Origin of the sequence: Spirosoma sp. KCTC 42546, assembly GCF_006965485.1 — a bacterium.
Classification (GTDB): domain Bacteria; phylum Bacteroidota; class Bacteroidia; order Cytophagales; family Spirosomataceae; genus Spirosoma.
The window spans coordinates 1,880,861-1,906,680 of record NZ_CP041360.1; the positions used below are offsets into that span (position 1 = coordinate 1,880,861).

The window sequence follows — 25,820 nt, forward strand, 5'->3', positions numbered from 1 at the left end:
TGTTAGGGAAGTGGGCTTAAGCGTAGTCGATAGCCATTTGTGCCACTTCGGCCAGGATATCGTCAACGGTTTCTTTCAGTTCGGGTCCCATGCGCAGGTACTCGGTTGGGTATTCGTCTTTTAAGAAAAACAACGTAGCATAATAGAGCGGCTTAAAACGATCTTTTAGCTGCCATTCTTCCTGCTGGAAATAGTTGTAGGCAGTGTGGTATTGTTTTTTTGCTAGGAGGAGTTTTAGGTAAGAACTATATAGATCTATACGATTTAAATAAGAACTATTTGTAATGTCAAACCCTAAAAGATTATATTGATTATTCCATAAGTATATTATATTGATTGCGATAAGAACATTTGGTTCTATATCTAAAATAGAACTTATATTGTTTCTAGGTACAAGTATTTCTGTGAGAGAAAGTGCAAATTCTTTTCTGTTTCGGATCTCTTTGCTGAAATATATAATTAATAATTCAGCAATTAAAGTATAAGTTGATGAGGTAATATTTATTTTTTGAAGATTTTTAAAGTCTATTGAGAAACTAACAAATTCCCCATATATGGCATACGGGCCAAGTAATTTCTTCTTTTTGCTTCCCCTATTCAACGATCTTATTTTTAGATATATTATTAATTGTTGAATTAATTTATTCTTGTATTTCATTAACTCAATGAAAAAATACTCAGCAAGGTCTTTTCTATTTAAAAGAAGATAGCACCCAATTAGGTCAAGATATACGTTTAAGGTAATATTTTTGAACTTACTTAACAGTAATGCAGCCTCGTTATATTGTTGTTTTTTTAACATTTCTGTAACTTTCTCATGCCTAGAGTATCCTATTTCATTTGCTAATTCTTGCCTCCCTTTCGTAATTAAATAAAGCTTAGTTGTTTTGCTAAGTAAGTCTTCTAACTCTTCATCATTTACAATTCCTGCGAATGCTGTAGTTAAATATAAAGCGGCTTCTGGGTCTAAACTCCCAACTTCCATTGCCTGAAGGTGCATCTTGATTTTCTCTTGCATCCATTCATTATCCCATTTGAACATTATTTCAAAAAAACGCACTAACCATAAAACTCTTTGATCAGTTCTACGGCCATAACGCATTAAATACCATATATTGAAGAAGCGTTCTTCGAGCCGATATAGATGGTTTTTAGTTGGAGTTTCTTGTTTCTCTATTACTCCATTGTTAATGAGTTGTGTTAGTTGGGCGGATACAGCTTTGCTTTCCAGCCGAACAATTTGAGCTATTTCTTTTGTACTAGCGGCATCCCACGCCTGTGCTAGCGCAGCCACAATCTTTTGTTGTTGCGCCGATAAATCGTCAATACGGTGTTTATAGAGTGGAGTGACTCGATCAAGTAACGTTTCTAAATCTCGAAAAACGGAACCGGAATCATTTTCGACTAAAATTTCAAATAATAGCACCATTGTTCGAATTACTCCTCCTGTTAGTCGGCGAATAGCTTCAATACGTCCTGGCTGTCGTTCAATTAATTGCTTAACCGCTTCTGTATGATATGTGTCGCCCAGTTTTAAAAATAGGTCGATAGCTTCCTGCCGATTAAGCCCTTCTAGATAAAGAACTTTGAAAAACTCATAGAATGGTTTGGTGTAATCATGTACTTGTTCGATAGCTACTGATGTAGCGCCGATTAGTCGAAGCTCTGGTGTCGTAAGTAATATTTCACGTAAGCGTTTTTCTTCCTGCGTATCTAACTTTTTTAGCAGATCGCCGATATTGTCAATGAGTAGTAGTAATTTTTTATTCTGTTGCTGGAGTGCCGCAATAAGCGTTTGAAAAGCTTGTTGTTCATACTCTGCCTGGCCGTATTGTTTTGTTATGGTTTCATATAAGTCAACAAACGATGCGTCAGTTTCGCCGAGGTATTGGGCTGTACGTTCCCAGACATCAGCCAGTGAGCTAATGCCATATTCTTCCTCATTGAATACGATCGGTATTAGGCGCTGGCGTAATTCAGGTAGGTTGTCAATTTCATAGGCAATCCGTAATAGCAATGTTGTTTTTCCCATTCCCCGAATCCCCTGAATAAGGTAATGCTGCTCAGGTTTTATCATGGGCGCGTCACGAATATCCCGGAAAATCCGCTCGAATTTTTGCTTGCGGGCAATGAACCCGGCAATCAACGCTTCTTTACTCTGATTGTGAGGATTGTAGATGGTAGCAATTAGCGGTTGTGGATTAGCAGACATATTTTTTCCACCAGAATTTGAGAATGGATGAATTGAATCGGTACGCGTTGGTATCGTCGGTTTGGTGCAAGTAACCGTCATATTCCAGCGACTCAACCGTGGCTTTGTAATTATCGGCAAGCCCGTGCTTGACTGCCAGATCGTGAACTACGGATTTTTCTACTGGTAATTCTTCGGTAGCCCGGTTCAATACGTCATGCACAAACAGATATTCTGCACCAGGTTCGAGCCGTTTTTTCAGTCGCTCATAATACTGTTCAAAGTAGATTTTGTTTCGCTGATGAAACACCTGCTGAAAGGCTTTATCAGCCTTTGTATGGTCAATCGGATTGCCACTGCTTTCATAGACATCAATAACTTCCTGTACCAATAATTGTACATGAAACGGCATTAGCCAATCAATCTTTTGGAGGATAAAGCGAACAGTCTCATCGGCAATTTGAATACCTTCCCGTTCAGTGAGTTTTCGGAAGAGTGTACAAGCTTCTTCTTCAGTAAGTGGTGGAATATCGATGTATTGGAGTTGATTAACCAGATCACTAGCTTCGAGTTTCTTAACCAGGGGTTGCAAACCAATAGAGCCTGTCAGGAGAAATTGTACTTTGTTCGTCAACTTGCGGTTGTGCATCAGTTCACGGAATGTTTGCAGAAACCGCCGGGCTTCCTGCTTACTATGCTTTAACAGGATATTGTCGATTGTTTCGGTGAATTCATCGACCATGATAATGAGTTTTCCGCCGTCCAGGTCTAACTCTTCCAGTAGTTTCTCAAAATCTGTTTGAAAATTTACAGCTTCTCCTTTGTCGAGTGAAACGTCCAGGAACGGAATGGAGACTTTTAGGTTGATCCGTTGCAATAGTCCGCCCGCTACTTTTTTTAGCGTGTCTGTAATTTTCGACATTGTGCGGAAAGCTGGACTATCAATGACCTGCTTCGCTAATTCCTTGTAGAAATTATCTACCGAATCAATGGATTGCGTAATAACATACACATAATGATGGGCAGCATCTGGGTTATCCTGAAGAAAGTTCATCACGGATGTTTTGCCCACTCGTCGAGGGGCAGATAAATACACCGAGCTACCATTACGAATGGCCCGGCGTATTTTGTTGATTACCTGTGGGCGCTCAAAGAAATCGCTCCCAGCTACAGCTTGGCCGATGATATTTCTCATTTGACAATAATTTTATTGTCAAATATGGTAACAATAGAATTATTGTCAAATCTTTTAACAATAATTCTATTGTTAAAAGATCATGCTTTGTATATGGTATGGATAACTGGGATTAGTACTTTTATAACTTAAAGACCTGCTTATGAACATCAACATCGATGCTACCAAACAAAATACCTACGATGCCATCGTTATCGGTTCAGGCATCAGTGGAGGTTGGGCAGCTAAAGAGCTGTGTGAGAAGGGCCTGAAAACGCTTGTGTTGGAGCGTGGGCGGGATGTTCGGCACATTGTGGATTACCCGACGGCAACGCTCAATCCCTGGGAGTTTTCGCACCGAAACCGCATGCCCGAAACATTTGAACAGGCCAATCCGATTGCGACAAAATGCTATGCGCTCGATGAGGGGACGCAGCAGTTTTTTGTGAAAGATGCCGAGCATCCGTACGTCCAGGAAAAGCCCTTCGACTGGATTCGAGGTTACCAGGTAGGTGGGAAGTCATTGATTTGGGCGCGCCAGACCCAACGCTGGAGCAAATTCGATTTTGAAGCAAACGCCCGCGATGGAGCCGCCGTCGATTGGCCAATTCGCTATGAGGATATTGCTCCCTGGTACAGTCATGTCGAAAAATTTGTAGGCATTAGTGGCAATAAAGATGGGTTGGAAACCCTGCCTGATGGCGAATTTCTTAAACCCTGGGAGCTGAATTGTGTGGAAAAACACATTCAAAAACGGGTTGCCGAACACTACAAAGACCGCCATGTTATTATTGGCCGGTGTGCGCATTTGACCGAACCAAAGCAAGTTCATTTTGATCAGGGGAGGGCGCAATGTCAGGCACGGCATCTATGTTATCGCGGCTGCCCGTATGGCGGCTATTTTAGTTCAAATTCGTCAACGATCCCCTGGGCAGCTAAAACAGGAAAATTGACCCTCCGGCCTGATTCGGTCGTTCACTCCATTATCTATGATGAGGGTAAACAAAAGGCTACGGGCGTTCGGGTCATTGATGCCCATACGAAACAAATGACCGAGTATTTTGCCCGGATCATTTTTGTCAATGCGGCTTGCCTGAACACCAATCTACTACTACTCAATTCAACATCCCGCCGTTTCCCGAATGGTTTGGGAAATGATAGTGGCGTGCTTGGGCATTATGTAGCTTTTCACAATTACCGGGGTAATATTGTGGCCGATTATGAAGGATTCGACGATGGTTATTATTATGGTCGTCGGCCAACAACGGCATTTATGCCTAACTTTCGAAATGTCAGAAAGCAGGAAACTGACTTTCAGCGGGGCTATATGGTAGCCTTCAGTGCGGCACGATCGGGTTGGCAACGCGGCAACGGACAAGAAGGTTTTGGGGCTGATTTCAAAGATAAATTAAGTGCCCCTGGAGCCTGGCATGTGTTTATGATGATGCAGGCCGAAACCGTTCCGCGTTTCGAAAACCATGTTCGGCTCAGTCCTAATCAAAAAGATCCGTGGGGAATCCCACAACTTGTGACGGCTATCGATTATACGGAGAATGATGTAAAAGTGATGAAGGACTTTCTGGAACAGGGGGCCGATATGCTGGAAAAAGCGGGATGTAAGCATATTCATCCGTATGATGACCATCGCAATCCTGGCCTCGATATTCACGAAATGGGGGGAGTGCGCATGGGGCGCGATCCGAAAACATCCCTGCTGAATGCTCATAACCAGCTTCACAGCGTTAAAAATGTATTTGTAACAGATGGGGCTGCCATGACATCGACTGGCTCGCAGAACCCCTCTATCACCTTTATGGCCTTAACGGCCCGGGCCGCAAATTTTGCAGTAGGGGAGATGAAGAAACGAAATTTATAAGGTGCTAAATCAACAACAGGAAATTAAATCGGCTCTTTTCGCCCTATGCGAAGCCTATGTGCAACAGCGAATCAGCACCGCCCGACAGGCGATGGAAGACGCTCAGGAGGCTGCTAACTCAGAATCGAAAAGTAGCGCAGGCGACAAATACGAAACCGGGCGAGCTATGGCCCAACTTGAACGCGACCGAAACGCGCAACTTTTAGCAGAAGCCCAGAAACTTGGTCAGGAATTATCCCGGTTGAACATCGATAAAAACTATGAGACTGTTCAGCCCGGTTGCCTGGTTAGTACGAATCGGGGATCGTTTTTTGTCAGTATGAGTGCGGGTAAACTTACCGCCAACGGAAAGGATTATTTCGCCATTTCGGCCGCATCTCCCATTGCAGTGGCTTTGGCAGGGCGAAAGGTAGGTGATGTAGCAACGTTCAATAAAATGACCTATCAGGTACTGGACGTGTATTGACAGACTTTTCGACAGGATTGACAGGATTCACAAGATTTTTTCTGTGTTGTAATCTTGTGGATCCTGTAAATCCTGTCGAAAAACGTTAGAATACCCGCTCGCCACCGATCCAGGTTTGTTTCACTTTCGTCTGGCGAATTTTCTGATTCGGAACGGTCATAATGTCCTGGTCAAGCACCACGAAGTCAGCCTGTTTGCCTGGCGCGATACAGCCTCGTAGTTGATCTTCAAAGTTGGCATACGCGGCCCAGCGAGTCATGGCGAGTAGCGCCGACTTTCGATCAACAGCATTCTCCATTTGGTAGCCGCCTTCCGGAAAGTTTTTAGCATCCTGGCGAGCCACTGCCGAATGAAACCCAAATAAAGGATTAACCGCTTCTACCGGGAAGTCACTACCAAAGGCAATGAGGCTATTCTGTTTCATCAGATCATTAAACGCATAAGCTCCTTTTACGCGAATTGGCCCCAGCCTGTCGGCGGCCCAGTACATATCTGAGGTGGCATGTGTTGGCTGTACGGATGGAATAATTGAATACTGACCAAACTTCAAGACATCTTCGGGCGATACAACCTGGGCGTGCTCGATTCGCCACCGGCGGTCATTCTTGCCTTTTAGAAGCTTGCCATACAAATCGAGCATCAAATGGTTGGCAGAGTCACCAATGCAGTGGGTATTCGCCTGAAATTTAGACGCATAAAGGAGTTTTGTGACGCGTTCCAGCTCAGTGGGGGCAAGCAAGAGAAACCCTCCAGTTTCGGGGCGGTCGCTGTAAGGTTGGCGCAGGCAGGCTCCGCGTGAGCCTAAAGCGCCATCGGCATAGAGTTTAAATGCCCGAACAGTTAGTCGATCTGTCTGGAAAGGACCCCGTTTCAGGAAGTAATTCATGTTCGGTTCGCCGAGGCTAATCATCGCATAATCGCGAATCTTGAGTTTGCCGCTCTGTTGCAGGCTGTCGATCAGGTTGATTTCGTCGGGGCTAATGCCAGCATCGGATATAGTGGTAAGTCCCAGCGCAAAACAAGCCTTTTGGGCATTCAATAACATCCGGGCTTTATCGGCATTATCGGGCCTTGGAATCACACGCTTGATGAGCTGCATAGCATTATCTACCAATACACCTGTTGGCTGACCATTTTCCATGAGAACTTCGCCCCCCGGTAGTTTCGAACCGGCGGTTACATTGGCTAATCGAAGGGCTTTGGAGTTCACAAACAGCGCATGACCATCTACGCGCATCAATGCGACCGGTATAGTTGGGAACGCAGCATCTAGTTTTTCTTTGGTTGGGAAAGCCTGACCAGGCCAGTCATTCTGGTCCCAACCCCGCCCAGTAAGCCACAGTACGTTTGGGTGAGTTTTATAAAACGTTTTCAATCGTTCAATCACTTCATCATACGATTCTGCGCCAACCAGGTCAGCCTGATCGAGTACTTGGCCCAGTCCCAGAAAGTGAGAATGGGGATCGAAAAAGCCAGGGTAAACGGGTTTTCCGGCAAGGTCGACTGTTGTGGTGGCATCATATTGATCGGCAAACGCTTGCCCTTTCCCTACTGCCAGAAATTTTCCATCACTAACCACAAACGCATCGGCAGTTGAAAAACTTGAATCTGCCGTATAAACGAGCGCATTCTTGACTAGTAAATCAGCTTTTTTTTTGAACGAACAGCCTGATAATAGGGCCGAAAGAGTAGAAAATAGCAGTAGAAGACGTTTCATGAGGATTACAAGGAAAGTATGCAAGATAAGGGAAAGGTGAATAAGCTGACGGGCCAATTGAAGATTCTCTTACTTTTGTCTTACTTGTTCTTCTCAACCTCGAATCAATGAAACTCAGCAGTTGGCTTCTTTTTGCTTGTCTTCCTCTTTCTGTCTTTGCTCAACAGCCCCAAAATGCCATCCAACGTGCTCAGCAACGCACTTTTACGCTCGCCACTCTTCCTCAACCGGGAGAGTTACTAACGCTTCCACAGGCGATTGAACAGGCAGTTGGCAAGAACTATCAAATCCATATTAACCGTTCGCTGGAGGAGATTGCCAAAAACAACTACACAAAAGGTAACGCAGGGTATTTGCCTTCCTTAACATTTAATGGTAATTCAAATGGCGGGGTTCAAAATTTTCGGCAAACATTCATTGGAGGATCGCCAGCGCCCAGAGAGGGGCGAGGTATTTTTAACCGTACGTCTAATTTGGGCCTAAACCTAAATTACACCATCTTCAATGGCTATTCTCGCCGGACAGTCTATACGCAGCTTCAACAGTTGCTACAGATAAGTACTGTGAATACCCGCGCGAACATAGAGGCTACCTTGGCCAGTGTAGCAACCAGCTATTACGATGTTGTTCGCCAATTGCAACGGCTGATAGCCTTTAGCCAGGCACTCGATATTTCACGTGAACGGCTGGAACTGGCCAAGGCGAATTACGAAGTTGGCACACGCTCGAAAGTTGATTTTTTGAGTGCTCAAGTTGATTATAATACCGATAGTGCGGCTCTACTTTCGCAGGAACAGGCGTTACGAAACGCAAAGATTGTTCTAAATAATGTGCTGATTCGTGATCCACAAACGGAGTTTGCCGTTCGGGACACAATCATTGCCCGGCCAAACTTGCAATTGCTTCCACTTCAACAATCGCTAACAACAAATAACCCATTACTTGCAGCGGCTGTCCTTAACCGCACAGTGGTTGGTCTTAATGTAGAATTAGCCAATGCAGCACAATTACCGCTCGTTACAGCCACGGCAGGATACAGTTACCAGTTCCAGGATAACCAGGGAGGATTTGGGGTGGAAACTGGCCGAACTAGTGCGCTTAACTATAACATAGTTGCCTCAATTCCGATTTTTAATGGCTATAACCTGAAACGCCAGATTCAGAATGCTCGTGTTAATACAATTATTGCTCAGGATCAGGAAGCCAACCAGCGACTCCAACTTCAAACGGCTCTGAGCCAGACCTATCAGGCTTATCAGAATAGTTTACAGCTGTTAAACCTGGAACTATTGAATAACCAATTAGCAAATCAGAACGTCGAGATTGCCTATGACCGTTACCGCATAGGCAATTCCACTTTTGTTGAGTTTCGCGATGTGCAACGTAATGCCATCAACGCACAAACCCGTCTGATTGAGGCCGAATTCAGTGCAAAAGCTGCTGAAATTGAATTGCTCCGTCTTAGTAGTACTATTACCCAGGATCTTGGACAGTAAGTAAGTGAAGTGGGTGAACTAAGTGAAGTAGTTGCTAGACGTGAACGCTATCTACTTCACTTAGTTCACCCACTTCACTTACTTCACCACCTTAATCTGGTCTTTCAGAAATTTCAGGAGCAATTTTTCAACGCCGTCAAGTCCAAAAGGGCTGCTTTGGCGGAATCTGGTTTTTTGTTTGATGTACGGATTCAAATCCTGGCATTCGTAGGCTTCCAGAATTTGCGGATGTACATAATGCTTTCGGCAAACAGTACGGGTGTTTCCTAATTGATGGGCTACTTCGTCCAGCACCGTGTTTACATTTTTCTTCAGATCTTTCTCCGTATCGCAAGGCTCCAGCTCAACTAGAAGCCGTAACGCGTTCACGGTTCCGGCCCATGTACGGAAATCTTTTGCCGAAAAATCATCGCCCATCGTATCGTGTAAATAATCATTCACCATACCCGAGTCGATAGAGTGGCGATCGCCGTTTGGATCGATATATTGAAATAACTCTTTTCCTGGAAGGTCTCTACAGGCTTTCACTAAGCGCGATAATCGCCGATCGTGGAGGGTAATGTCGTGGTAAATACCTTTTTTGCCTTTAAAGCTAAAGCGAGCCTCATTGCCCTCGAGCTTCACATGCCGGTTTTTAAGCGTTGTCAGGCCATAAGACCCATATTCTTTTTCGTAGGCGGCATTTCCTACCCTGATCAATGTTTGTTCCATCACGCTGAGCGCAATAGCAATTACTTTCTCCCGAGAAAGTGTACTGGTTTTCAGGTCTTTGGCCAGTCGTTCTCGAAGCAGCGGCAGTGCTTCACCAAAGGCCACCATTCGGAAAAATTTTGTTTCACTCCGAATGGCGTTCCACTTTGTATGGTAGCGGTATTGCTTCCGATTTTTGGTGTCGATGCCCGTTGCCTGTAAATGCCCATTGGCTTTGGGGCTGATCCAGACGCTTTCCCAAGCCGGTGGCAAGGTCATGCTTCGGATACGGGCTAATGTTGTTTCATCCTCAAGCGGGTTGCCTTTGGGATCGACGTAAGTAAAATGATTACCCACGCGCTGACGATGAATACCCGGCATTGTGTCGCTCATGTACACAAGCCGGGCGGCTCGGGCGGTCTGGACCGGATCGTGTGCTAATTCCAGTAAATTCACGTTCGTTGAGTAATTAATCGCTTCTTTTTTTTCCTATATGGAAAAGATAGAGTGAGTAACTGATTGCGGAAAGGATTGGTTAGGATAACGCTCCTTTTTTTCGGTGTAATGATAAGTTACACGATGCCAACGCGCCAGTCTGATGCTTTTCCGAAAAACCAGAGGGCAACTGTTGTAGCGTAATGGTAAAAATCGGTGGGATGAATAAGTGAGCCAAAGGCATCTGCTTTCGTAGCTAAGCCCATCATCATTGTCGCCATGACTACCCAGAGGCCACGTTTGTTACGTTGAAGTAAGGAAAATACGGCCATCAGCATCAGAACTAAAATACCTAATGAAGGAACAATAGGTGTAAAAACACGTACGTCGGGTAGTAATAGACTGATAAATAAACACAGCCCAATAAGTATAGTCGTTGTGAACGTTGTCAGGGACAGTTTTCGCTGATTCAGGAGGGCGTATACGGCGGTTACGACGCACACAACTCCCAGACTATCAGACAGTATAATCATAGATTGATGGAGCGGTTCGAGCGATTCATTACCAGCGAAATAAATTACTCCAATCAAAGCTGCCAGCGATGTTAATAGCAAAAAGAAACCCCATAACAGGCGGTTGAATAAGGAAATGCGTCCGAAAAAGTGCCAGAACACGCCGACGCCCGCCCCGGCCAGAATGGAGCCGGAAAGGATATGCGAAAAAATCATCACGTAATTTACGAAGTTTCGGCTACTTTTGCCCAACTTTTAAAGACGCAAGAAGGATAGATGAACCAGCAGGAAATCCCGCATCCCTTTATCTATTCGTCTTTTCTTACATAACCGTATCGCCAACGATTTCTAAAACCTGTCATGTCTGTTTTAGTCAACAAAGATTCTAAAGTTATCGTCCAGGGCTTTACTGGCTCGGAAGGCAGTTTTCATGCCCAGCAGATGATCGAATATGGTACCAGCGTTGTTGGGGGCGTAACACCTGGGAAAGGTGGCCAAACGCACCTCGACCGGCCCGTATTCAACACCGTTCAGCAGGCTGTTGAACAGGCTGGAGCCAATGTTTCCATCATTTTCGTGCCGCCTGCCTTTGCAGCTGACGCCATTATGGAAGCTGCTGAAGCCGGTATTAAGGTAATCATCTGTATTACTGAAGGTATTCCGACAGAAGACATGGTAGCTGTAAAAAACTACTTAGCCGATAAGGATGTACGGCTCATTGGGCCAAACTGCCCCGGTGTTATGACTGCCGAAGAATGTAAGGTGGGTATCATGCCTGGCTTTATCTTTAAGAAAGGCCGTATTGGTATCGTTTCCAAGTCGGGAACGCTTACCTACGAAGCTGTTGATCAGTTAACCAAAGCAGGTCTTGGGCAATCGACGGCTATTGGTATTGGGGGTGACCCAATCATCGGTACAACAACCAAACAGGCTGTTGAACTGCTCATGAACGACCCAGATACCGATGCAATTGTTATGATTGGCGAAATTGGTGGTGGCATGGAGGCTGAAGCCGCTCGCTGGATTAAAGCTGATGGCAATCGTAAACCTGTGGTTGGCTTCATTGCTGGTCAGACTGCCCCAAAAGGCCGCCGGATGGGGCACGCTGGTGCTATTGTTGGCGGAGCCGATGATACAGCAGCCGCTAAAATGGCCATTATGCGTGAATGTGGTATCCATGTTGTTGAGTCTCCTGCCCTTATTGGCGACACAATGCTGAAAGCGTTGGGAAAAAATTAATGAGTGAATGAGCGAATGAGTGAATTAGTGACGGTCCGACGCTTCGGTAATCGAATTCAAGATGAGTCAAGAGCGCTCCATGCGTTTTTTAGTGCACTCATTTACTCACCGAAGCGTTGGACCTTCATTCATTCACTCATTCTTCTTTTAATAGCTGACATCGTTATTGCCCAGCCTCGTACAACGGGCATTGGACCGGGGGGAGGTTATTATCCGGTCCACGATTTCCACGATGATTTTCAGGTATACGACGAACGGGCAAAAGCTTATGTTCCTTACATCATTGAACAACATGCCGATCAGACGGCCGTAAGCGTTTACGTAGATCTGGAAAGTAATCGACATTATCATTTGCTAATATCTACCCGGCAAGACGGGTATCTATTTCTCAATGCAGCGCTTAAGCGAAAACTCCGTGCTGGTAGTTGGCAGGTATTAAGTATTGATAGCCTATACCGAATCTATCGTCAGCCTGAACTATTTCTGACTATTTACGGAAGTCCAGGGCTTGCCGATAAGGAATTATTCATTGGTTACCCCAAATCTGCTACGCAGAAACCCGTTGTTCTTCGCGATGATAACCTAAGCGTACGGCCCCGTCCCCGAACTATATACGAAAATTTTCTGGGCCTGGGATTACTGTTTCTACTGGCTTCGCATGCTTTTTTGTTTACGTTTTACAACCGCGCTTTTCAGCGCTTTTATAGTTTACGTGATTTAGTCTCCATGCGGGCTCAGGATGACTCATTTCTCATCAATAGGCCCCTGAGCAGTACCAATACGTTGTTCGCTCTTAATTTAAGCTTTGTTATTGCCTATCTGATTGTTTTTGTTCAAAGTCGTAATTTAGATGTATTTGCTTCGCGAACATTGTTGCAGGGTGAACAACACCTGGGTTGGCTGGTAGGTGAGTTCTTTTTATTAAGCGGAGTAGCCTTTCTGAGCCTGATCGGTAAATACGTTGCTTTAGAAATAATGGGTGGGCTCTATAAATTACAGGAGGTTGTTAACGTTCATTATTTTAAAATATTACAGTCGTCTTTGTTGTTTTTTACGGCTCTAACCCTTCTTCTGGCCGTATTCGCTTACAATACATCAGCTACTACATGGTCGCAGAATGCACTATTATTACCATTGATCGGATTTTATGCTGCCCGCTTAACACTTTTATACTTCGTCATACGTAGTGTAGACCCTATCAAGAATCTTTATTTATTTTCGTACCTTTGTATCGTTGAATTGATTCCCCTCATCATCGGTTTGCGTTTTGCGCTGTGATGAATGAGTTTTCAGTCATCAGGATGCTGTTGACAGTCAGCAAATAAGTAAAGACTGTCGGCAGAAAACTGTTAGCTGCCAACTGACTATTGACCCGAGTAGAGATTCAATGAACGAGACTAGTATGCAATCCACAGAGGCCCGGCTTACGAAAGTAAACCGGATGTTAGTAACCCAATCCCGACCCGCCGACGAGAAATCTCCGTATTTTGATTTAGTTAGCAAGTACAATCTTCAAATCGACTTTCGCCCTTTCATTCAGATTGAAGGCGTGTCATTTAAAGATTTTCGGCGGCAGAAGATTAATATCCTGGCACACACGGCTATTATCTTTACCAGCCGAAATGCGATCGACCACTTTTTTCGGATTTGCCAGGAAGGCCGGGTTGATGTTCCTGCCGATATGAAATACTTCTGTATTTCGGAGCAGACTGCTAACTATTTGCAGAAATACATCGTCATTCGGAAGCGTAAAATCTTTAACGGGACAAAAACGGCTACCGAACTGTTCGATCTGATCAAGAAACACAAGAATGAAAAATTCCTGTTTCCCTGTTCGAACATCCGGCGGAATGATATTCCTGAATTTATGGATACGAGTAGCCTGCATTTTACGGAAGCCGTTATGTATGAGACTGTTCCAACGGATTTATCGGATCTGGATATAAAAAGCTATGACATAATTGCTTTTTTCAGCCCATCAGGTGTTAGTTCGTTATTAAGCAACTTTCCGGATTTTAATCAAAATGGAACCCGGATGGCGGCTTTTGGCCCTACCACTGCCAAAGCAATTACTGAGGCTGGTTTAACCCTTGATATTGAAGCGCCACTACCCAATGCACCTTCTATGACAGGAGCTTTAGATTTGTATCTAAAAAAGGCTAACAATTAATAAATAATTGCCGTTATAGAAAACTGAATGCCGGAACCGAGAAATAACCTCATTTCCGGCATTTAGCCTTTATTAACAGGCCAATAATTTGTCTTTACACGCGTTTAGTTGTAAACTGTGATGTTGTTTAAGAGAACGCTGTCATCGTTGATCAATAGCCGTTCTGAATTTTGTTTAGGCCGTATGATTCGCACACTCTACGTTTACGCCTTGTTATTGCTGACGATTGTTGTTCCAACCGCCCAGGCGCAGCAGGACCCTCAATTTAGTTTGTACATGTACAACCCACTCTACTACAATCCGGCTGCCGCCGGGTCGGAGGGCGTAACCCGATTACAACTTACACACCGAACGCAGTATCTGGGTTATCAGACAATTGGTAATGGAGATGGAAGTGCTGCGCAAAGCAGCCAGTTACTTTCGTTCAATATGCCATTGGCAAAAATTAAGAGCGGAATTGGTATTTATGCGCTGAATGATAAATATGGCCCTTCCATTAATCAGGCCGTGCAAGTTTCATACGCTTACCGGTTGGCACTGAAAAATGGAACACTGGCGTTGGGTGTGCAGGCAGGCATGTTTAATCGTGGGCTAGACTTTAGCCAGTTTCGAGCTACAGATCCTAATGATCCTCTTATCCCTACCGGACGTATTAACCAGTTTAAACCTGATATTGGTGCAGGGGTCTATTATAACACAACTGATTATTGGATAGGTGTAAGCATGACGCACTTGAATCAGGCTACATACAGCTATGTTAGCGGGTACTCGACTGACGTTTCTGAACCTAAAGCGTATATATCGGCAGGATACCGTTTGGGATTAGGGTATAATATTGATATACAGCCCTCTGTGCTCGTTCAATATAGTACGAAACAGGGGATGACAGGGTCGGTAGCATCAGTTAATATCGTTGGAACCTATGATAACCGGATATGGGCAGGCATTGGCTATCGCTTAAAGGATGCTGCTATGGCTACTGTTGGTATTAATCTGATGCGTAACAACGCCCTGCGTGTTGGCTATTCATTAGATGTAACAACCAGTGGAACACAAATAAAAAGCCCGACCTCGCATGAAATTATAGTAGGCTATGCATTGCCAGCACCTGATGCCCGTAAAAAACCAATTGTGAGGACACCACGGTTTCGCTATTGATTTTAGACCGGGAAATAGGTTAATTTTAAGTATTCAGATCGTTTTGGCAATATTCTTGTTAGGCAGTTTGCAGCTAGTACCTTATTTTTGGGGAATAGCCTGATCTGATGGTAAGTCAGTTTGTGCAAAATAGGAATACAGTTGAGTAAGAATACGGATAGAAAATAATTCTGAACTCGATTTTACATACAATAACCAAACAGATTTTCGTTTTTAGTCTGGTCTCGCACAAGAAGAAGAAGAAAAGGTCTACGATGATGAAGTATAACTGGTTAACAGTCAACGCAACCCGGGTAGTGATGGTCGCAGCAGTGGTACTGCTTATGCAAGGTTGTGGCTTTCTGAAGTCAAAATTTGGAGGCAAAGGCGGCAAAGGAGGAGAAGTCGGCGTTACAAACGGGGAAATTACAGCCACCGGGCGTAAAGGCTGGAAACAACCTACCCCCTATGGCATGGTTTTAGTTCCTTCAGGTTCATTTATTATGGGGCAGGCTGATGAAGATGTAGCTGCTACTCAAATTAACATGAATCGGCAGGTAACAATCAGCTCATTCTATATGGATGATGCCGAAATTTCAAACCACGAGTATCGCCAGTATGTCAATGCCTTACTGGCGGATTCGGTGTCGACATTGGGTGAAGAGGAAATTATGTCCAAATATTATCCAGACACAACTGTTTGGAAAAACGATTTCACCTATCACAACGGTGACCCAATGCTGGAGCATTACTATGCACACCCCGCTTTTGATACCTACCCTGTAGTAGGCGTAAGCTGGATTGCAGCCAAGCACTTCTGCAAGTGGCGTACAAATACGCTTGACGATTTTCGTACTAAAGATGGCGCTTATCGTTCGTTCGGTTTCCGTCTCCCATCGGAGGCCGAATGGGAATGGGCGGCCCGTGGCGGTAAAAACGGGGCTAAGTATCCATGGGGAAATCCATACGTGGCTAACGGCAAAGGTTGTTACCTGGCTAATTTCAAACCACAACGTGGTAACTTCGATGCAGATGGCTATCCATATACAGCCCCAGCAACTGCGTATAGTCCAAACGATTATGGTCTGTATAACATGGCTGGAAACGTTGCTGAATGGTGCCGCGACGCTTACGCCGATAATACAAACGCTATTGTATGGGATATGAACCCCGATAACCAGAATGCAGATGAACCTCGTAAAGTGGTTCGCGGAGGTTCCTGGAAGGATATCGCTTACTACCTGGAAACGGGTACACGCTCTTATGAATATGAAGACCAGAAACGCTCTTATATTGGATTCCGTTGTGTAATGGATAATCTGGAAGGACGCACTGCATCGGCTCGTGGAGGTAAGGTAGGAGGTAGCAGCAAGAGTAAAACCAGCAAAAAAGCAGCTAAAAAAGTATAACCAAAGTCAATTACCTATTCCATCCAACAATCGCTTATCATGGCAGCAGAAAAATCCACAAGTTTCTTTTGGGATCGTTTAGTACCAACCATTTATAGTGCCGGGGCGGCAGTCGTTATTTTCGGCGCCTGGGCTAAAATTACGCACAACGAGCAATTTGGCTTTATGTTAACGCTCGGTCTGCTAACGGAAGTAGTTATTTTTGCCTTGTACGCAGTTCAGAGTTTTACAATGCCAGCAACAGCAGGTGATGGATATGCCTGGGAAAAAGTTTATCCTGAGCTGGCTGATGATTTTAAAGGTGAAGCCCGTAAACCAGCTCCACAAGCTAACGGTCTGACGGGTAATATGGATCAAATGTTAGCGCAGGCAAAAGTAACGCCTGACGTATTCGAACGCTTAGGATCGGGTTTCCGGAACCTGAACGAAACCGTCTCGAAGCTATCTGATCTGACAGAAGCAACAGTGGCTACAAACGACTATGCCCGGAATGTGAAGTCGGCATCGACTTCAATCTCCGAAATGAACAAATCGTATGGTACAGCAATCACGGCGATGAATTCAATGGCTGATGCAACTACTGAAGCGAAAGATTATCGGGATCAGTTCCAGAAAGTGACCAAAAATATGGGTGCTTTGAATGCAGTTTATGAACTGGAACTGCAGGACACAAACAAGCATTTGAAAGCTATGAACGCTTTCTATGGTAGCCTAACCGCTGCCATGGAAAATATGAGCGATGCCAGCCGCGATACACAGCAGTTTAAAAATGAACTGGCTAAGCTAACGGGTAATCTAGCGTCCCTCAATGGTGTTTATGGCAGCATGCTAACAGCCATGCGCGGCAATTAAAACCGGTTTACGATTGTAGCATAAGATTTTGTAATTCAGAATCTTATGCTATTCTCAGAATGTAAACTTTTCTCTTCTTAATACGATAACCGCTACGGCGGCCTGTTCCACTTTTTTTATTCTCACTACCATAGTTTATGGCAGGCACAAAAGAGACACCCCGTCAGAAAATGATCGGGATGATGTATCTGGTTTTGACCGCTTTACTGGCTCTGCAAGTCACGTCGGCCATTCTGGAGAAATTCGTTTTAATTAATAATAGCTTAGAGCAATCTACGGGAGCCGTTGGTAAAATTAATCAGGGCACATTTGACAATATTCGGGCTACGGTTGAAAAATCAGGCAATCGGGCTACTGACTTAGCCATTGTTAAACAAGCTGATGAAGTACGGAAGATAACGTCGGATGTAATTGGTGAAATTGATAAGCTCAAAGAGCAATTAGTTGTAGCTGGTGGTGGTCGCGATGAGTCGGGCAATATTAAGAACCTGAGCGAAGAAGAAAAAGTAGCTCAGCTCATGATCGGTACAAACCGTAATGGAGCTGCCTTTAAGCTGAAAGATCAACTGAATGGTTATGTTGATAATCTTTCAAAGTACTCAGGCATAAAATATAGCCCTATGGCTCTTGATGGGAAAGATGATCCCATTGCTAGTAACTCACCAGATCAAAAAAGAAAGGATTTTGCTGAACTGAACTTTGCTCAAACGCCTGTACCTGCAGCACTGGCCGTATTAAGTCAGAAACAAGCAGATGTACGCCGTATTGAAGGTGAAGTCCTTGATGTACTAGCTAGTAAAGTGGGTGCACAAGACGTGAAATTCGATAAAATCATTGCCATGCTTAGCATGGACTCTAAAGTCGTTGTAGCGGGCACGAAGTTTAAAGGACAAATGTTCCTGGCTGCTTCATCGTCAGGTATTCAACCTCGTATGAGCTTGAACGGTGGTGCCGTTCGGATGCAGGATGGTCAGGGTATTGTTGAATTTACAGCACAGGGTGGTGCTTATGACAAAAACGGTCTGGCTCGTCGGGTACTAACCGGCTCGATTGCTTACCAAACTCCAGCGGGTTTGAAAACAGTGCCTTTATCGGCCGAGTATTTCGTTGCGAAGCCTTCCTATCAAATTGAAACAGGTACGTTACCGCCTTTGTATCTTGGTTGCGCTAATAAACTGAGCATTCAAAGCCCACAACTAGGTGCCTTATGGAACCCAACGATTACAGCTAATGGTGCTGCGGTAATTGCATCGGGAGAAAAAGGGAAAGTAACGGTTGTGCCGAATTCAGCTAGTGTTGCTTTAAATATTAGTAACGCTGGTAGTCTGTTAGGTACAGAGCCATTCCGAGTGAATAAAGTACCACGTCCAACTTTGCAGATTTCGGTTGGCGGAACACCAACAACGGATCCCCGTGGTGTACCGGCGTCGTCAGCACGTAGCGTGAAGATCCAGGCGGTTCCTGATCCTAGTTTTGCTGCATTCTCACCCGAGGATGCTAACTTCCGGACAACAGGGGCTACCATATCGTTAGTACGCGGTACCAGACGGGTTAAAACTGCCGAAGTAGGAGCTGGCGGAGGTTCTATTGGGGAGATTGCTGCCGAAGCGCAGCCCGGTGATCGACTAGTTATTGAAGTAAATGGAGTACAGCGCCGAAATTTCAAGGGGGATATAAGTGACGTACCCATGGGTAATACGCTAGCACAGATTTCGCTCTATTGATGTACTAAAGCGGTTTCTTAACCGTTAACTTACTGAATTGACAACAAGTAGTAGCCATGACACAGATTAAAACGATACGATTTGCTGGTGTGCTAGCTGTAGCTGCGCTGGCATTGGCAGGGGGGAAAGCCTTGGCCCAGGAGAAGGCGAGCAGTGGCGTAAATGCAAATTCGGTTCGTGGAATCAATGAGAATGATATTATGATGAAGAAGACCCTTTGGCGTCGAATCGACCTGAAGGAGAAACAGAATCAGTCTATGTTCTCAAAGAACAATGAGATTTCAAAATATTTGATGGAAGCTGTGAAAGCTGGCCTTATTGACGCCTACACCAATGATTCGTGTACGACGAAGATAACACCTGAGAAATTTCACGAAAACCTGCTGATTCCGAATACAGGTGGTGGCCTATCTGCAGAAGAAAAAGCGGCTGGTTTTACAGAAGATGGTAAAGGCGGAGCTAAGAATGATGGCTGGGATACACCGAAAAAGGATGACAAGAAAAAGCCTGATGACGGTTGGGGAACGCCTAAGAAAGCCGCTGAGCCTGTTGATGATGGCTGGGGAGCACCTAAGAAAAAATCAGCAGTTGCTAAAAATGCAAAGGGTAAAAAAGGAAAGAAAGTAGTTGAGCCCGTTGTAGAGCCTAAAAAGGATACGGTAGCCGTTGCTCAGGCACCTGTTTTGTCTGGCGATGAGTATTTCCCTAAAGAGTTAAATATCCTTGAAGTTAAAGAAGATTGGATTTTTGACAAAAAACGCTCGCGTCTTTACTATGATATGCAGACAATAACGCTTCTCCTGCCAGCTGATAAGAATGCTGCTGGCTATGAAAAACCTATTGCTTCATTCAAGTATAAAGATTTAGATAAGTTATTCCGTAGTGATCCGAAGAAATTTATCTGGTATAACCCACAAAATCAGGCTCAGCACAAAAACCTGGCTGACGCATTTGATCTACGGTTATTCTATGGACGGATTACGAAAGTAGCTAATCCAGGAGATACAGACTTAGTGGGTATGTATGGCGACCGTGAAGGTTTGCTAAAATCCTATCAAACAGAATACGAATTGATGGAAACCGAACACGGTCTCTGGGAATATTAAGAATATCTTTATATCATAAAAAAAGCGGCTTTTAAGCCGCTTTTTTTATGATATAAAGATATGGTGGATAATATGAGCCATACCGGTAAAGTATAAGAAAAAGAAAGCAATCTCAGGTCAATTACTGACGAAGATCAGCCCTACTTATTGCCCCTGAGGTAGCTTTACGACGAATTAGTCAGTACTCGGTAAAATCATGAAAACAATTTTAGTCCCAGTCGATTTTTCGAAAACCGCAGAAAACGCACTGATTTTTGCCATCAACTTATCGCAAAAACTCCAAGCCCATATTATTCTTTTTCACTCTTTCCACACCTATCATACGAACGCCTATGTATCTGCCAAAGCACTAGAGAAAGAATCACTTACAGCAAAGCTGCATGCTGACCAGAAACTAAAAGAACTTTACGATAACATCAGTGTCAGCGCCTTTTCTCCGCCTGAATATATCAGCAGTAAAAACGAGTTGCGCGAGGAACTATTGCAACTGCTGGCAGAAAGAAGTGTTGAGCTTATTGTGATGGGAACCCAGGGCTTAGGTAATAAACTGGAAGGACGGCTCTTTGGTACAAATACCTCCTGGGTAGTAGAAAAAGCCACGTGCCCCGTAATAGTCATCCCTGAGAATCTGCAACTGGAAACGCTCGAAGAAATCGTGTATGCCAGCGATTATATGCCAGACGATATTGTCAATCTGGAAAACCTGTCGAAAATTGCTCAATCTTTCCAGGCAAACATCACAGTTATCCATGTAATAAAAAAAGAATCGACTGCTGCTGTAAATGCACTAAAGAGTTTTGAGCAACAAGTAAAAGTAAGAACTCAGCTTTCCGGGATTAATTTCAGACTACTAACAGGCAACAACGTAGAAAATAGGTTGGAACAGTATCTGGAAGAGAATAAAGTTAATCTATTGGTAATGTCTGCTCATTACCGCAGCTTACCCGACAAACTCTTTGGCAAAAGCCTTACAAAAAGTATGACGCTATATGCCGGCATCCCCCTGATGATCTTCCACCATAAACTCCACTAAAACAGGAGAATGGTATGAACTGTTTCATATTTGAATAAGGAGTATTGCACTGACGAGAACACTACTTTAGTAAGCATGGAATTACCCCGGTCGATTTATAGATTACGATTAGCTATTGCCAATGCCCTGTGCCCTGTTGAGCGCTTTTTGTTCTGGCTCAAAATTCGGGATGGCTCATGTTTATGAGATAATGGTATTGGTTTCTAAGCGGCTGAAAAGCCACTTTACTGTTATCCATTTTCAATAGTATCAAAATATTCCTTCAATTTATGTGCTCTGTCCTGTCCCACTACTTCAGCGACTTCGTCAAATGAAGCCTCTCGAATTTTTGTTACACCTTTAAAGTGTTTCAGAAGTTTAGCTGCTGTTTTTTTACCAACACCTTCCACATTTTCCAGTTCACTGATAAGGCTATTACGACTACGTTTGTCACGGTGATACGTAATCGCAAAGCGGTGGGCTTCGTCGCGAATACGCTGGATTAGCTTGAGCGATTCTGATTTCTTATCGATGTAAAGGGGCAGATTATCTTCGGGGAAATAAATCTCTTCCAGGCGTTTAGCAATACCAATAATGGGTACTTTACCATAGAGGTCGAGGGCTTTTAAGGCATCGCATGCTGCGCTAAGTTGCCCTTTGCCACCATCAATAACAATCAAATCAGGCATGTCGCTACCCTCTGTAAGTACACGTGTATACCGGCGGGTAACAACCTCAAACATACTGGCAAAATCATTCGGACCGATAACGGTTTTGATGGAAAAATGCCTGTATTCTTTATTCGCAGGCTTACCGCCAATAAAACACACCATAGCCGATACGGGATTGGTACCCTGAATGTTCGAGTTATCGAAACACTCGATGCGATTTGGCAGGGATTTTAGTTGTAAATCTTGCTTTAATCGAATTAAAACACGGTCTTTTTTACTAGCACTGGCCGTAGCTTCAGCGGCTGCCCGTTCCTGTCGTTCTCGCCGGAAATACAGTACGTTCTTCAGCGACATGTCCAGCAATTTTTTCTTATCGCCAATTTGCGGAACTGTCACTTCAGCTTTCAAATCTACATCCAGCGGAATGTTTGAAATTATCTCTTTCGCCTGGCTACCGTATTGCTCCCGAAACTCGATAATCATCATAGCCAGAAGATCAGTATCAGCTTCATCGAGTTTCTTTTTGACTTCTACTGTATGCGTTTGAACAATCGTGCCATTCACAACCTTCATGAAGTTGATGTAAGCAGATACTTCATCGGAAGCGATCGAAAATACATCCGCATCAGCAATCTTGGGGTTTACAACGGTTGATTTACTCTGGAACCGCTGTAAAATATCCATCTTTTCCTTGTGCTTGTGAGCCTGCTCAAATGCCAGATCGTTGGCGGCCTCCACCATCCGAGCTTTAAAATAGTCCTGCGCTGGCTTCAGGTTTCCTTTCAAAATGTGATGAACCTGTTCAATATCGTTGTTGTAATCGGCTTCGCTTTGTTTGCCCTCACAAGGGCCTTTACAATTGCCGATATGGTATTCCAGGCAAACTTTATATTTACCCGCTTCAATGTTTTCCTGAGCGAGATTAAAATTACAGGTCCGAATCGTAAACAGCTGACTAAACATGTCAAGCACTGTGTACATAGGTTTTAGATTGGCGAAAGGGCCGTAAAACGTACCTAATTTACGATCAATACGTCGGGTTGTTAATACACGAGGAAAATGCTCATTCGTAACGCAGACGAAGGGATACGTTTTATCATCGCGCAAGAGAATGTTGAACTTTGGCTGGTATCGCTTGATGAGCTGATTCTCCAGTAAAAGCGCGTCGAATTCGGTATGAACAATGGTGAACTCAATCTTCCGAATCTGACTTACTAAGCGCAGAGTTTTTCGGTCGTGTCCTTTGGAATTGGTGAAATAGCTGCTGACCCGGTTTTTTAGATCTTTTGCTTTCCCAACATAAATGACCTCGCCCGTATGATCGAAGTAGCGATAAACTCCCGGCTCGTGCGGTACTTTGGCTAGTTCTTGTTTGTAGTCGAATTCAGGCATAGTATAGGATCGATCGGCTTGGTCAGGTTCTTACCATTTATCCAACCGGGAAGGTCGGTATTACAAAACAACCAATATTCGTGAAAGGTTGCTTATAATTTATCGACTAAAAAGGCCAGCATGTTTGCTGGCCCAGGTGAGTTACTGTAATATCTCATCTTCATCTTCTGGTACCACTTTAGGTGGAATATACCGTTGCGACGAATCTATATTGTAGCCACCACAATCAATTTTAAAGTTATTGGGTTTTCGGAAAGGTTCAGGACGATACGTTGTTAAGGTTGGGTCTTTGTAAATTTTCTGCATGTACATCCCCCAGGCAGGCATGGCCACTCGGCCACCCTGACCCAATTCGATAGTACGAAAGTGAATAGACCGATCGTCGCCACCTACCCACAAGCCCGATACAAGGTGCTGGGTCATGCCCATGAACCAACCATCTGAATAGTTCGAGGTGGTACCCGTTTTTGCAGCAATCTCATTACCACCTTCCAGTAGTTTATATTGCGTTTCCAGACGTTTAGCTGTACCATTTGGCTCTTCAACAGCTCCACGCATCAGGTGCAGCATTTCATAAGCTCGATTAGCACTAATTACCTGCTTGGCATCGGGCGTAAAGTTCTTTAACACATTGCCATTCTTATCCTGAATCTGGACCAGCATCATGGGCCGGACACGCATGCCGCCATTGGCAAATGCACAGTAAGCCGCTACCATTTCATAGACGGCAACATCGCCCGTTCCCAGGCAAAGTGTGGGATTTTCGGGCAAATCGGTACTTTCGATCCCCATATCATGGGCATATTTAATAACCTCAGCAGCGCGCGTTTTCTTGATCAATTGGGCACTGACTGTGTTTATCGACTGACCTAGTGCTTCCCGTAGCGAGAGGCTCTGATAACTATATTTCCCATTCGAATTATGAGGAGTCCAGGCTGGTCCGCCGTTGTTATCTTCACCATGCGCAAACGTAGTTGGCTGGTCGGTGATATGGCTACAGGGTGTTACAAAGCCTTGATCCATAGCTGTGAGGTACACAAATGGCTTAAAGGTCGAACCAGGCTGGCGACGGCTCTGGCGAACGTGGTCGAACTTCATATGTTTAAAACTGACGCCACCTACCCATGCTTTCACATACCCATTACGTGGGTCCATTGACATAAATCCAGTGCTAAGCAGCCGTTTATAGTAGCGAATAGAATCCAGTGGACTCATGGTCGTGTCTTTCTCATTGCGTTTACCTCCATAGACGAATACTTTCATCTTGATAGGTTTTCGCATGTTCTCCCAGATCGCTTTCTCATCGTTTCCATAGGCCGCTTTGAGCTGCTTATACCGTGTAGTTCGTTTGGCTCGCTCTTCAATAAAGCCTGGAATTTCAATGTATTTTTTGGTTCGGGGATCTTTTTTTACCCAGGGATTCCGGCCACGCCAGTGTTCGTAGAACTTCTTTTGCTGATCGCGCATGTTAGTCATGATAGCCTCTTCGGCATAGGCCTGCATGCGTGAGTCGATAGTAGTGAAGATTTTCAGACCACTCGTGTAGAGATCTAGGTCTGCGCCGGGGTTTTCTTCATTGTATTGTCTAATCCATTTTTTGATATCGTCTTTGATGACCGAGCGGAAATAGGCAGCCATACCTGTATTCTGATTCTCAACGCTAAAGTCAAGCTTTAGTGGCTTACGTTTGTAGGTGAAATACTGCTCGTCGGTCAGGAACTTGTATTTTTTCATCTGCCCCAACACCACGTTTCGGCGCTCTTTGGTGCGTTCTTCTGACAAACGGGGATTATAAAACGTAGGGTTTTTGAGCATACCAACCAACATAGCGGCTTCCTCAACATTCAGATTCCAGGGTTCCTTACTGAAATAGGTTTTGGCTGCGGTTTTTATGCCATAGGTATTATTTCCGAATGATACCGTGTTGAGGTACATCATCATGACCTCCTGCTTGGTATAATTACGTTCCAGACGCACTGCCAAAATCCATTCTTTCGTTTTAGCGATCACCAGACCAATTACAGGAATATTGCCTAGTAAGCCCCGTAATTCTTCCTGACGGGTATCGAAGAGATTCTTAGCCGTTTGTTGGGTGAGTGTGCTGCCCCCTCCTGAACTCGACGCGTCCTTGAACGTAAGGAACCCACTTACAGCCCGGAAAAGTGAGCGAGGGTCAATGCCAGAGTGCTTAATAAAACGGGCATCTTCAGTTGCCAATAAGGCAGATGTAACATTGGGCGACACCTGTGAGATTTCTATGGGAGTACGGTTTTCAACATAGTACTTACCCAGTAGCTGATGGTCGTATGTGTACACTTCTGATGCTTCCTCGCTTTTGGGGTTTTCGAGCGTTTTTAAGCTCGGCATACCACCAAAAAGCCATAGAAAGTTATAACTGACTGCAAGCACGTATAAAATTAACAGTACTATGCCAATCAGCGAGTATCGCCAGAGATTTCGGATTATAGTCCGGTAAGGTCCGGGTGCAAATTGAATCATTCGTATTTTGGTTTGCGGGTTACGGTTTACCGTTTACAGTAGCGCGAAGCAT

Annotated in this window: 19 protein-coding genes; 12 read left to right on the forward strand and 7 right to left on the reverse strand. The window is 44.4% G+C overall.

Translation table 11 applies throughout. The features are described 5' to 3' along the window. Positions 1 to 16: 16 nt before the first annotated feature. On the reverse strand, positions 17 to 2,212 hold the full coding sequence (locus EXU85_RS07615) for an ATP-binding protein (RefSeq protein ID WP_142771510.1): 2,196 nt from the start codon (positions 2,210 to 2,212) through the stop codon (positions 17 to 19). Beyond that, positions 2,202 to 3,386 carry an ATP-binding protein gene (locus EXU85_RS07620; protein ID WP_142771511.1) on the reverse strand — a complete coding sequence of 395 codons (1,185 nt, stop codon included), beginning with the start codon at positions 3,384 to 3,386 and terminating at the stop codon, positions 2,202 to 2,204. Before EXU85_RS07620 ends, EXU85_RS07615 begins: the two co-directional genes overlap by 11 nt. 142 nt (positions 3,387 to 3,528) lie before the next feature. Here EXU85_RS07620 and EXU85_RS07625 point away from each other — a divergent pair, with 142 nt between their 5' ends. Then, the gene (locus EXU85_RS07625; RefSeq protein WP_142771512.1) at positions 3,529 to 5,241 is read left to right on the forward strand and encodes a GMC oxidoreductase; all 1,713 of its coding nucleotides are present in this window, start codon (positions 3,529 to 3,531) and stop codon (positions 5,239 to 5,241) included. Between the two features lies 1 nt (position 5,242). After that, entirely contained in the window at positions 5,243 to 5,707 is a 465-nt protein-coding gene (locus EXU85_RS07630) for a 3-oxoacyl-ACP synthase (RefSeq protein ID WP_246859456.1), read from the forward strand. Between the two features lie 85 nt (positions 5,708 to 5,792). Here the strand turns inward: EXU85_RS07630 and EXU85_RS07635 are convergent, their stop codons facing one another. Beyond that, positions 5,793 to 7,424 (reverse strand): amidohydrolase, encoded by a 1,632-nt coding sequence (locus tag EXU85_RS07635; RefSeq protein ID WP_142771513.1) that lies wholly within the window; start codon positions 7,422 to 7,424, stop codon positions 5,793 to 5,795. A gap of 107 nt (positions 7,425 to 7,531) precedes the next feature. Here EXU85_RS07635 and EXU85_RS07640 point away from each other — a divergent pair, with 107 nt between their 5' ends. Then, a complete protein-coding gene (locus EXU85_RS07640; protein WP_142771514.1) occupies positions 7,532 to 8,920 on the forward strand; it encodes a TolC family protein in 1,389 nt (462 codons plus the stop codon). Between the two features lie 78 nt (positions 8,921 to 8,998). Here the strand turns inward: EXU85_RS07640 and EXU85_RS07645 are convergent, their stop codons facing one another. Together EXU85_RS07645 and EXU85_RS07650 are read right to left on the reverse strand one after the other, a co-directional pair. Beyond that, positions 8,999 to 10,066 (reverse strand): DNA topoisomerase IB, encoded by a 1,068-nt coding sequence (locus tag EXU85_RS07645; RefSeq protein ID WP_142771515.1) that lies wholly within the window; start codon positions 10,064 to 10,066, stop codon positions 8,999 to 9,001. 116 nt (positions 10,067 to 10,182) lie between these two features. Next, positions 10,183 to 10,773, reverse strand: a complete 591-nt coding sequence (locus tag EXU85_RS07650) for a hypothetical protein (protein ID WP_142771516.1) — start codon at positions 10,771 to 10,773, stop codon at positions 10,183 to 10,185. Positions 10,774 to 10,917: 144 nt separating this feature from the next. On the opposite strand from EXU85_RS07650, the gene sucD reads away from it, so the two are divergent. The 9 genes from sucD (at position 10,918) to EXU85_RS07695 (ending at position 21,227) form a co-directional block, all read left to right on the forward strand. Continuing rightward, positions 10,918 to 11,796 (forward strand): succinate--CoA ligase subunit alpha, encoded by an 879-nt coding sequence (sucD, locus tag EXU85_RS07655; RefSeq protein ID WP_142771517.1) that lies wholly within the window; start codon positions 10,918 to 10,920, stop codon positions 11,794 to 11,796. Positions 11,797 to 11,811: 15 nt separating this feature from the next. Continuing rightward, the gene (locus EXU85_RS07660; RefSeq protein ID WP_142771518.1) at positions 11,812 to 13,074 is read left to right on the forward strand and encodes a DUF4271 domain-containing protein; all 1,263 of its coding nucleotides are present in this window, start codon (positions 11,812 to 11,814) and stop codon (positions 13,072 to 13,074) included. Between the two features lie 109 nt (positions 13,075 to 13,183). Next, positions 13,184 to 13,966, forward strand: coding sequence for a uroporphyrinogen-III synthase (locus EXU85_RS07665; RefSeq protein WP_142771519.1), 783 nt, complete (start codon positions 13,184 to 13,186; stop codon positions 13,964 to 13,966). A 183-nt stretch (positions 13,967 to 14,149) separates the two neighbouring features. After that, entirely contained in the window at positions 14,150 to 15,124 is a 975-nt protein-coding gene (locus EXU85_RS07670; protein ID WP_142771520.1) for a type IX secretion system membrane protein PorP/SprF, read from the forward strand. A 254-nt stretch (positions 15,125 to 15,378) separates the two neighbouring features. Further along, complete coding sequence (locus tag EXU85_RS07675; RefSeq protein WP_142771521.1) at positions 15,379 to 16,512, forward strand: SUMF1/EgtB/PvdO family nonheme iron enzyme; 1,134 nt, start codon at positions 15,379 to 15,381, stop codon at positions 16,510 to 16,512. Positions 16,513 to 16,551: 39 nt separating this feature from the next. Beyond that, complete coding sequence (gene gldL, locus EXU85_RS07680) at positions 16,552 to 17,364, forward strand: gliding motility protein GldL (RefSeq protein ID WP_142771522.1); 813 nt, start codon at positions 16,552 to 16,554, stop codon at positions 17,362 to 17,364. Between the two features lie 137 nt (positions 17,365 to 17,501). Then, a complete protein-coding gene (gldM, locus tag EXU85_RS07685; protein ID WP_142771523.1) occupies positions 17,502 to 19,088 on the forward strand; it encodes a gliding motility protein GldM in 1,587 nt (528 codons plus the stop codon). Between the two features lie 56 nt (positions 19,089 to 19,144). Next, positions 19,145 to 20,194 (forward strand): gliding motility protein GldN, encoded by a 1,050-nt coding sequence (gldN, locus tag EXU85_RS07690; RefSeq protein WP_142771524.1) that lies wholly within the window; start codon positions 19,145 to 19,147, stop codon positions 20,192 to 20,194. Positions 20,195 to 20,390: 196 nt separating this feature from the next. Further along, complete coding sequence (locus EXU85_RS07695; protein ID WP_142771525.1) at positions 20,391 to 21,227, forward strand: universal stress protein; 837 nt, start codon at positions 20,391 to 20,393, stop codon at positions 21,225 to 21,227. Between the two features lie 230 nt (positions 21,228 to 21,457). Here the strand turns inward: EXU85_RS07695 and uvrC are convergent, their stop codons facing one another. Beyond that, positions 21,458 to 23,269 (reverse strand): excinuclease ABC subunit UvrC, encoded by a 1,812-nt coding sequence (gene uvrC / locus EXU85_RS07700; RefSeq protein ID WP_142771526.1) that lies wholly within the window; start codon positions 23,267 to 23,269, stop codon positions 21,458 to 21,460. A gap of 141 nt (positions 23,270 to 23,410) precedes the next feature. Continuing rightward, positions 23,411 to 25,768 (reverse strand): penicillin-binding protein 1A, encoded by a 2,358-nt coding sequence (locus tag EXU85_RS07705; protein WP_142771527.1) that lies wholly within the window; start codon positions 25,766 to 25,768, stop codon positions 23,411 to 23,413. Positions 25,769 to 25,820: the final 52 nt, after the last annotated feature.

Bases quoted from the DNA above. Each gene is read 5' to 3' on its own strand.
- EXU85_RS07635 (WP_142771513.1), bottom strand. From the start codon at position 7,424: ATGAAACGTCTTCTACTGCTATTTTCTACTCTTTCGGCCCTATTATCA.
- EXU85_RS07640 (WP_142771514.1), top strand. From the start codon at position 7,532: ATGAAACTCAGCAGTTGGCTTCTTTTTGCTTGTCTTCCTCTTTCTGTC.
- gldN (WP_142771524.1), top strand. From the start codon at position 19,145: ATGACACAGATTAAAACGATACGATTTGCTGGTGTGCTAGCTGTAGCT.
- EXU85_RS07705 (WP_142771527.1), bottom strand. From the start codon at position 25,768: ATGATTCAATTTGCACCCGGACCTTACCGGACTATAATCCGAAATCTC.
- EXU85_RS07695 (WP_142771525.1), top strand. From the start codon at position 20,391: ATGAAAACAATTTTAGTCCCAGTCGATTTTTCGAAAACCGCAGAAAAC.
- EXU85_RS07660 (WP_142771518.1), top strand. From the start codon at position 11,812: ATGAGTGAATTAGTGACGGTCCGACGCTTCGGTAATCGAATTCAAGAT.
- uvrC (WP_142771526.1), bottom strand. From the start codon at position 23,269: ATGCCTGAATTCGACTACAAACAAGAACTAGCCAAAGTACCGCACGAG.
- EXU85_RS07670 (WP_142771520.1), top strand. From the start codon at position 14,150: ATGATTCGCACACTCTACGTTTACGCCTTGTTATTGCTGACGATTGTT.
- EXU85_RS07620 (WP_142771511.1), bottom strand. From the start codon at position 3,386: ATGAGAAATATCATCGGCCAAGCTGTAGCTGGGAGCGATTTCTTTGAG.
- gldL (WP_142771522.1), top strand. From the start codon at position 16,552: ATGGCAGCAGAAAAATCCACAAGTTTCTTTTGGGATCGTTTAGTACCA.
- EXU85_RS07625 (WP_142771512.1), top strand. From the start codon at position 3,529: ATGAACATCAACATCGATGCTACCAAACAAAATACCTACGATGCCATC.
- EXU85_RS07650 (WP_142771516.1), bottom strand. From the start codon at position 10,773: ATGATTTTTTCGCATATCCTTTCCGGCTCCATTCTGGCCGGGGCGGGC.
- EXU85_RS07675 (WP_142771521.1), top strand. From the start codon at position 15,379: ATGATGAAGTATAACTGGTTAACAGTCAACGCAACCCGGGTAGTGATG.
- gldM (WP_142771523.1), top strand. From the start codon at position 17,502: ATGGCAGGCACAAAAGAGACACCCCGTCAGAAAATGATCGGGATGATG.
- EXU85_RS07615 (WP_142771510.1), bottom strand. From the start codon at position 2,212: ATGTCTGCTAATCCACAACCGCTAATTGCTACCATCTACAATCCTCAC.
- sucD (WP_142771517.1), top strand. From the start codon at position 10,918: ATGTCTGTTTTAGTCAACAAAGATTCTAAAGTTATCGTCCAGGGCTTT.
- EXU85_RS07665 (WP_142771519.1), top strand. From the start codon at position 13,184: ATGAACGAGACTAGTATGCAATCCACAGAGGCCCGGCTTACGAAAGTA.